A 6,388-nucleotide genomic window follows, 5' to 3' on the forward strand; every position below is an offset into this window, starting at 1 on the left:
CTCGTGCTCGACCGACCTGGGCCGGGTCGCGGCGCTCGCGCTCGGGGTGGCGCCGCGACCCGTGTTCAGAGGATCAGGAGTGCGGGCAGGTGTCCCGGTACTCCTCGATCAGCGTGCTGCGTCCCGGTGCCGGGCAGAGGAACTGCTCGTAGCGGGTGTCGTTGTCGATGAACCGCTTGAGCCACGAGATGCTGTACTTCGCGATCGTCGTGTTGGACGAGTTCGGGGCGAAGTGCGAGGCGTTGTTGAGCTCCAGGTACGCCTTGTCCAACGTGGACGGCAGGCTCGTGTAGAACGGCTCCGAGTGGGACGAGACCGGGGCGATGGAGTCGTCCTCGGCGCCGACGACCAGGGTCGGGACGCGGACGGTCGACCAGTTCTTCGTGGTGTGCCAGCCCGTGAGCGGGATCGCCGCCTGCAGGGACGGGCGCTGGCTGGCGGCGCGCAGGGTTCCGCCGCCGCCCATCGAGTGGCCCATCACGCCGAGGCGGGACGAGTCGATCCGGGTGCGCACGGAGCTCTGCTGGGTGAGGTAGTCGAGGGCCGCCAGCAGCTGCGAGGCCCTGCTGTCGGGCTGGTCGTAGATCGAGTTCGTGTCGATCGTGAAGATCACGAAGCCCTGCGACGCGAGGCGCGGGCCGAGCCACGAGATGCTCGACTGGGTGCCGGTGTAGCCGGGGGAGATGACCACCGCGCCGAACGTGCCGGCGGAGGTGCTGGTCGGGTAGTAGATCGTGCCGCCGCCGAAGCCGCCCACCAGCGACGACACGGAGGTCTCCGAGACCGCGAACGGGCCGCGGCTCGCCTCGATGCTGGAGTTGGTGGGGGCCGGCCCGCGTTCGTACGGGTTGTCGGCGGCCTGGGCCACGGTGCCGCCGAGCAGCACCATGGAGAGCGCGACGGGAATCAGGGTGCGGAGTTGCACAGCGCTGTACACCTCATTCGGCAGGGAACAGGGGGAGGAACGACCTCGACCCTGCAACCACGGCGTCCGGGTGCGCATCGGTGCAACCACCGGTCTCGGTGAACAACTTCGGTGTCAAAACTAACGGTGGTAGGTGAATTTGGCCCTTACCCCTTCCGGAGGAGCGGCCGCCGCCGTAAGACTGGGCCGATGCTGCGTGGCCGAGAGCGGCAACGCGTCGCCGTGGACGCGTTGGTGGAGCGTGCGCGCGTTGGGTGCGGCGGAGTGCTTGTGCTGTGTGGTGAGGCCGGTTCAGGCAAGACTGCGCTGCTCAACGCGGTGGAGGACAGTTACGACGCGATGCTGTGCGTGGACGTCCCCGAGATCGATGACGAGCTTCTGGAACTCGCACAGGACGTGGGAGGTACGAGAGGCGCGCTGCTCATCGCGACCGAAGGCGGACCACGTGGGCTGCCGAGCATCACGCTCGATCCACTGGACGCCGTGACGAGCCTCCGCGTGCTGCACGACCTCGTGCCCGGCCTGCCCTCCGCCGTCGCCGCGGACCTCGTGGAGCTGGCCTGCGGTAACCCGCTGGCGCTGGTCGAGCTGGCCGGATCGCTCACGTCCGCGCAGCTCGGAGGCGTCGCGCCGGCGCCGGAGGTGCTGCCGGAGAACAGCTCCCTGCGGCAGAGGTGGCGAGCCCGCTTCGCCGCGTTGTCCCCCGAGGCGCAGCACGTCGTCGCGATGGTGGCGGTGGACGAGGAGGTCGACGCCGAGACGCTCGACCTGGACGCGGTGACCGAGGCCGGGCCGTTGTTCGACTCGCGCAGGCTGGTCCGGTCCGCCCTGCGGGTGGACGTGCCGCTCCCGCTGAGACGCCGGGCCCACGCCGTTCTGGCGGAGACCCTGCCGCCGGGCGCCCGCCGCACGTGGCACCAGGCGGTCACGACGCGGGACCCCGCGCTCGTCGACGTGCTGACCACCTACGCCGAGCACGCGCAGCGGTGTGGCGACTTCGCGACGGCCGCGCGGGACCACGACCGCGCCGCCCGCCTCACGACCGATCCCGAGCAGAAGGCGCACCACCTGCTCAAGGCCGCCGCCGACCACTGGGCGCACGGCGCGCCGCACCGGTCGCGGGCCGTCCTGCGCACCGCGACGAAGATGACCCACACGCCGGAGCTCAGGGCGCTGATGGACCTGCTCGTCGGCGGCATCGAGCTCGGCGAGAGCCTCCCCGACGTCGCGGCCGACCGGCTCATCCGCGCCGCGAAAGGACTGGTCGGCACGCGTCGCGAGCTCGCGGTGGCCGCGCTGGGGTTCGCGGGTGAGGCGGCCAGCATCGCGGGGGACCACCGCCGCTACGCCGCCGTCGCCGAGTTCGCGAAGGAGATCCGCCGCGCCGACGAGCCGCCGGCCACCCGGCTCACGCTCGAGCACCTCACCGGGATGCTGGCGACGTTCGACGGCAGGCACGACGAGGCGCTGCCCGCGTTGCGCACCGTCGTGGACCTGGCCGACCAGGTCCCCGGACCGCAGGCGCGGATCTGGGCGAGCCAGGCCGCCTACGTGCTCGGGGACGCCGCCCGGTCGCACGAGATGGCCACCAGCGCGGTCACGGCGGCGCGGGAGACCGGGTTCACCGCGATGGTGCCGTGGGCGCTGGTGTACCGGGCGTTGTCGGCGTTGCTGCTGGACCAGCACTCGGCGGCGCTGATGGCGGCGACCGAGGGCGTGCACGCGGCGACGGCGATAGGACAGCACAACGCCGTGGTCGACCACCTGACGATCCTCGCGCTGCTGGCGGCGCTGAGAGGTGACGCGGACACGGCGCTGCACCGCATCGACGCCGCCACCGAGCAGATCACCCAGCGCGGTCTCACCCGGCCCGGCACGTTCGGCGCCTGGGCGTTCGCGTGCGTCGACCTGGCGCGCGACCGGCCCGCCGACGCGCTGGACCGGCTGCGGCTGCAGCCGGGGCACGCCGGCATCAAGGTGATGGCCGCGCCGCACGTGGTCGAGGCCGCCGTGGCGTGCGGCAAGCCGTCCACTGCGGACAGAGCGCTGCAGCCGTTCGAGAAGTGGGCCGGCACGACGGGAAGCGCGGCCCGCCTCGCGCTCTCGCACCGCTGCCACGGCCTGCTGGAGAGCGGCACCGCCGACGAGCACTTCGAGGAAGCGATCCGGCTCCACCGCTCCAGCGGCACCGCTCTCGAACTCGCGAAGACCGAGCTGCTGTACGGGAACCGGCTGCGGCGCGGCCGCAAACCCAAGGCAGCGCGCGAACACCTGCGCGACGCCGTGCGCATCTTCCAGTCCTACCAGGTCGACCACTGGGTCGAGCGGGCCCGCGCCGAACTGCGCGCGGCCGGCGACTCCACGAGCGAGCCCAGGGACCACCCCGGCCTGACGCCGCAGCAGGCGCAGATCGCCAGGCTGGTCGCCGAGGGCGCCACGAACCGCGAGGTCGCCGCGCGGTTGTTCCTGAGCCACCGCACCGTCGAGCACCACCTGCGCAACATCTTCGCGCGGCTCGGCGTGCGGTCGAGGGTCGAGCTCACCAGGAGACTCGATTGACGATGGAGGTCGCGTGCGCGAGCAGTACCGGCACTGGCAGCGGATTCCGACCCGATGGGCGGACAACGACGTCTACGGCCACGTGAACAACGTCGTGCACTACGCGTTCATGGACACCGTGATCAACACATGGCTGATCGGCGCCGGGCTGGACATCCAGGCCGGCCAGCAGATCGGGCTCTGCGTGGAGTCGCACTGCAACTACCGCGCCTCGGTGTCGTTCCCGGAGGCGCTCGACGCCGGGCTGCGCGTGGGACACCTCGGCCGGTCGAGCGTGCGCTACGAGGTCGGGTTCTTCTTCGAGGGACGCGAGGACGTCGTGGCGGAGGGCCACTTCGTGCACGTGTTCGTGGACCGCGAGACCCGCAAACCGGTGGAGATCCCCGCGCACCTGCGCACGGCGATGGAAGGTCTGGTGGTGGCGTGAAGACGCGAGGCGCGGTGCTGACCGGAGTCGGCGGGCCGCTCGAGGTCGTGGACCTCGAGCTCGACCCGCCCGGTCCCGGCGAACTGCTGGTGCGCGTGCACGCCACCGGCCTGTGCCACTCCGACCTGTCCGTGATCGACGGTTCGCGCATCCGGCCGTTGCCGATGGTGCTCGGCCACGAGGCCGCGGGCGAGGTCGTCGAGACCGGTCCCAACGCCGAGTTCCAGGTGGGCGACCACGTCGTGCTGTCGTTCGTGCCTGCGTGCGGCGCCTGCCGCCGGTGCGCGTCGGGCCGCCAGGCGCTGTGCGAGCCCGGAGCCGCGGCGAACCGCGACGGCACGCTGCTCGGCGGTCAGCGCCGCTGGACCCTTCCGGACGGCACACGGCCGCACCACCACCTGGGCGTGTCCGGGTTCGCCGAGTACACGGTGATCTCCGGCCGGTCGGCCACCCTGGTCCCCGAGGACCTGCCGCTCGACGTCGCCGCGCTGTTCGGCTGCGCCGTGCTGACCGGTGCGGGCGCCGCGTTCTACAGCGCCGAGGTCAAGCCGGGGGAGAAGGTCGCGGTGTTCGGTCTCGGCGGTGTCGGCCTCGCGGCGGTGCTCGCGGCCGTGACGGCGGGCGCGACGCAGGTCGTGGCGGTGGACGTGGTCGAGCACAAGCGCAAGCTGGCTCTCACGCTCGGCGCGACGCACGAGGCCGCGGGCGGGCCGGACGTCGTCGCCCACGTCCGGGACCTGACCGGTGGCGGCGCGGACAAGGTCATCGACACGACCGGTGTGGCGGCGGTGCTCGAACAGGCGTACGCCGCGACGGCCGTCGGCGGCACCACCGTCACCGTCGGCCTGCCGCACCCCGACCGCACCGTGAGCCTGCCGGCGCTGAACCTGGTCGCCGAGGAACGCACGCTCAAGGGCAGCTACCTCGGTTCGTGCGTGCCCCGCCGGGACGTGCCGCGGTTCGTCGACCTCTACCGCGCGGGCCGGCTGCCCGTCGACGGCCTGCTGTCCGGGCGGCTGGCGCTGCACGAGATCAACGAAGGCTTCGCGAAGCTCGCCTCCGGGGAGGCCGTCCGGCAGGTCGTCGTCATGCGGTGATGCCCGGTTCGGCCCGTCCGGGCACGAATCGGGCAGGACAGTTCCCGTGTCAGCTGTTGACCACCGCGGGCTGCCTGCGCCACGGTGGGAGCGCTCTCATGTTCGTCGCTCCCGCAACGGGGCGGGCAGCGATCCCTGCACGGACAAGGAGAAGAGCATGCGCTTCACCATGCCCAGAATCGTGCCCGCGCTGGCACTCGTGCTGGTCGGGTCCACCTTCACGGTGCCTGCCCAGGCGTCGGAGAAGGAGATGTCCCCCGGCCTGCTCACCGCGATGAGCTCGGCGTTCGGGCTGACCGAGGCCCAGGCGCGGTTGCGCCTGGAGAAGGAACAACGCGCGTCGGTCATCGCACCGCGCGCCGAAAGCGAGGCCGGTGCCGCACTCGCCGGCAGCTGGTTCGACGAGACGAAGAACCGCCTGGTCGTCGCCGTGACGGACCGGACGGCCGCACGCAAGGTCGAGGCCACCGGTGCCGAAGCCGTGGTCGTCGGCCGTTCGGCGGGCTCGATGGCGGCGCAGAAGAACCGCCTCGACGCCCTGTCCGCGTCCGGGTCGGTGCCGTCCGCCGTGGCGAGCTGGCACCCCGACCCGCGCACCGGGACCGTCGTGGTGAACGTCGAGGCGGGCAAGCAGACCGCTGAGGTGGCCTCGTTCCTGGACAAGGCACGTCAGCTCGGCTCCATCACCGTGCGCACCGAGGGTGTCCGGCAGCCGCAGCCGTTCGCGGCCGGCACGGTGGGCGGCGACCCGTACTACACCGGCAACGTCCGCTGCTCCATCGGCTTCTCGGTGCACGGCGGCTACGTCACGGCGGGCCACTGCGGCGGGAACGGCGCGGCCGTCTACGGCTGGGACCGCTCCTACCAGGGCAACTTCGCCGGATCCTCCTTCCCCGGCAACGACTACGCGTGGGTGCGCACCGGCGGCGGCTGGTGGACCGTGCCCGTCGTGCTCGGCTGGGGCCGGGTGCCCGACGCGCTGGTGCGCGGTTCGTGGGAGGCGCCGGTCGGCACCTCGGTCTGCCGTTCGGGTTCGACGACCCAGTGGCACTGCGGCGTGATCCAGAGCCGCAACGAGACGATCCGCTACGCGCAGGGCGACGTGCACCAGATGGCGGGCACGAGCGTCTGCGCCCAGGGTGGCGACTCCGGTGGTTCGTTCATCACCGGTGACCAGGCCCAGGGCGTCACGTCCGGCGGCTACGGCGACTGCACCAGCGGCGGTCGCACGTGGTTCCAGCCGATCAACGAGATCCTCAACGTCTACGGCCTGAGGCTGCACACCGCCTGACGGGAGTCCCCGGCTGTCCACCGCGTGAAGCGGTGGACAGCCGGGGCTCGTCTCAGCGTGCGTGGTCGTGGAGGCCCAGGGGGGTTAAC

At 72.1% G+C, this 6,388-nt stretch carries 5 protein-coding genes; 4 read left to right on the forward strand and 1 reads right to left on the reverse strand.

From position 1 onward, the window contains the following. Positions 1-73 precede the first annotated feature (73 nt). Entirely contained in the window at positions 74-889 is an 816-nt protein-coding gene (locus tag ORI60_RS23630) for an alpha/beta hydrolase family protein (protein ID WP_266037283.1), read from the reverse strand. 225 nt (positions 890-1,114) lie between these two features. On the opposite strand from ORI60_RS23630, the gene ORI60_RS23635 reads away from it, so the two are divergent. From ORI60_RS23635 to ORI60_RS23650, 4 genes are all read left to right on the forward strand, one after another. Continuing rightward, entirely contained in the window at positions 1,115-3,484 is a 2,370-nt protein-coding gene (locus ORI60_RS23635; RefSeq protein WP_266036749.1) for a helix-turn-helix transcriptional regulator, read from the forward strand. 13 nt (positions 3,485-3,497) lie between these two features. Further along, a complete protein-coding gene (locus ORI60_RS23640) occupies positions 3,498-3,911 on the forward strand; it encodes an acyl-CoA thioesterase (RefSeq protein ID WP_266036750.1) in 414 nt (137 codons plus the stop codon). Continuing rightward, positions 3,908-5,008: a zinc-binding dehydrogenase gene (locus ORI60_RS23645; protein WP_266036751.1), complete on the forward strand. Its 1,101-nt coding sequence runs from the start codon at positions 3,908-3,910 to the stop codon at positions 5,006-5,008. The genes ORI60_RS23640 and ORI60_RS23645 overlap by 4 nt, the downstream gene beginning before the upstream one ends. A gap of 157 nt (positions 5,009-5,165) precedes the next feature. Then, complete coding sequence (locus tag ORI60_RS23650; protein WP_266036752.1) at positions 5,166-6,299, forward strand: S1 family peptidase; 1,134 nt, start codon at positions 5,166-5,168, stop codon at positions 6,297-6,299. Positions 6,300-6,388: the final 89 nt, after the last annotated feature.

The organism is Lentzea sp. NEAU-D7, assembly GCF_026242055.1.
Classification (GTDB): Bacteria; Actinomycetota; Actinomycetes; order Mycobacteriales; family Pseudonocardiaceae; genus Lentzea.

Bases quoted from the DNA above. Each gene is read 5' to 3' on its own strand.
- ORI60_RS23630 (WP_266037283.1), bottom strand. From the start codon at position 889: ATGGTGCTGCTCGGCGGCACCGTGGCCCAGGCCGCCGACAACCCGTAC.
- ORI60_RS23635 (WP_266036749.1), top strand. From the start codon at position 1,115: ATGCTGCGTGGCCGAGAGCGGCAACGCGTCGCCGTGGACGCGTTGGTG.
- ORI60_RS23650 (WP_266036752.1), top strand. From the start codon at position 5,166: ATGCGCTTCACCATGCCCAGAATCGTGCCCGCGCTGGCACTCGTGCTG.